The organism is Streptomyces sp. NPDC019396 (genome assembly GCF_040632375.1).
Classification (GTDB): domain Bacteria; phylum Actinomycetota; class Actinomycetes; order Streptomycetales; family Streptomycetaceae; genus Streptomyces.
This window is the reverse complement of the sequence record NZ_JBEYBS010000089.1, coordinates 1-1952: the sequence shown is the minus strand read 5'-3', so window position 1 is coordinate 1952 and position 1952 is coordinate 1. Positions and strand designations below refer to the sequence as shown.

Sequence of the window (1952 nt, the reverse complement as noted above, 5' to 3'; positions counted from 1 at the left end):
CCGGGCGGAGCCGTGGCGGACGCCGCCCGGCGAGGCCGCCGCCGGTGGGGCGGAAACCGCCCCTGGCCTGCGAAAACGTGTGATCCAGATCACCCTCCGAAACCCCTGTTCTGGGTGGACCCAGCGCCCCGAATAAGGCAGAATTAGTGATGTCGGAAGGGGATGGCAGCCCCGGACGACAGGCCCTAAACCTTCAACACCAAGGACAACGACGTGACGACCGAGACCGTCGAGCAGACCATCCCGACCACCTTCCGATTCGAGGACGTCCCGCTTTCCCAGCTCACCGCCCACCCCGGCAACGTCCGTGAGGACCTGGCCGTCACCGACCGGTTCCGCCGGAGCCTCCGCAAGAAGCTGCGGACGCCGCTGCTGGTGACCCCGCAGGCAGACGGCACGTACAAGGTGATCGACGGTCACCGCCGTCTGCTGGTCATGATCGAGGACAAGTGGGAGACCGTCCCCGTCGTGATCGACGACAGCCGGGCCGAGGACGAGGCCGGGCAGTACGTGGACATGGTCACCACCGCCGAACAGCGGGTCGGCCTGAACACGCGGGAGAAGGCCGCCGCCCTCTTCCAGGCGAGCGAGCTGGGGGCCGGGGTCAAGGCCATCGCGACCGAGACCGGGTGGACGCAGAAGGACGTGAAGACCGCCGTGCAGGTGGGACGCGCGGCCAAGACGATGGAGGCGGCCCAGGCCGTCCAGTACGCCTGGACGCTCGACCAGCTCGAAGCGCTGGCCGAGTTCGAGGACGACCCGGAGGCCCTGAAGGAGCTGACCGAGGCGGCGCAGGGCGGGAACTTCTCCTACCGTCTGCGCAGGCTCCGCGACGACCGGGAGGAGGCGGCGCGGCTGGCCAAGGAGCGGGCCGAGTTCGTCGCCGCTGGGCTGACCGTCATTGACGAGTACGAGGCCCTGCCGGACAGTGCGACCCGGATTCACGAACTGCGGACCCACGACGGGGCGAAGACGATCAGCGAGGAGGAGCACAAGGCGTGCCGGGGGCACGTCGTGGCCCCGGCGCAGTACGGCTCCCACTGGGTGACCTACTGCCTGAAGCCCGCCCTGTACGACCACGCCGTCTACCAGCCGCCCGGCAGCACCACGGCGACCACCAAGGCGGAGGACAAGGAGGCCCGCCAGCGCATCATCCAGGGGAACAAGCACTACAAGGCCGCGACCGCAGCCCGCCGCGAGTGGCTGAACACCTGGATGACCCGCAAGACGTTCCCGCGCGACGCACAGGTGATCATGGCGCGGTTCGTCGCGGAATCGACCCTGCGCGGCGACGATCTCGGCATCGGTGACATCACCAGCGAGGACGGAACCCGCCTGGTCCGGGAATGGCTCGGCATCGCGGACGCCTCCCGGGCGAACACGATGACGGCCGAGATCCTGGCGAAGGCCGACGCCCGCCGCCTGGCACTGTTCCCCTTCATGGCGTGCGTCGCGTCGTACGAGAAGACGACCGGCCACAAGGACAACCGGCCCTGGCGCACGGACCGCCAGGGGCTGAGCAGCCACACGCGGAAGCGGATCGGCGCGTACCTCTCCATGCTCGTGCAGCTGGGCCACTCGGCCTCACCGATCGAACAGGCCATCATCGACGGCCAGGAGTACGACGGCACCGAGCACGCGGCGAAGGTCTCCGCCGAGAAGGCGAAGGAGACGGGACAGGAACAGCTCGACTCGAAGTGACCGCAGGGCCGGGAGGGGAGCCCCCTCCCGGCCCGCGTACGGCAGCGCCGTCCTCACAGGCAGCGCCGCCGTGCGCGGCGGCGGTAGCGGACACGCCTGGCGGCGTGGCGGTGTTGGTGGCCCGGTGCGTGCTCGCCGGCCCCGGCCTCCTTCGTCGGCCGGTGCCGTCGGCACCGGGCCGTGGACGCGCCTGGCGGCGCGGCACCTCTTGTTCGTCCCCTTCGGGGCCGGCGGCCGCGCGGCGGCCGGGG

1 protein-coding gene is annotated in these 1952 nt (G+C 70.6%); it reads left to right on the top strand.

Going from position 1 to position 1952, the window contains the following annotated elements; translation table 11 throughout:
• Window positions 1–213 precede the first annotated feature (213 nt).
• Complete coding sequence (locus ABZ532_RS31545; protein WP_361291430.1) at window positions 214–1701, top strand: ParB N-terminal domain-containing protein; 1488 nt, start codon at window positions 214–216, stop codon at window positions 1699–1701.
• The last annotated feature ends 251 nt before the right edge of the window (window positions 1702–1952 follow it).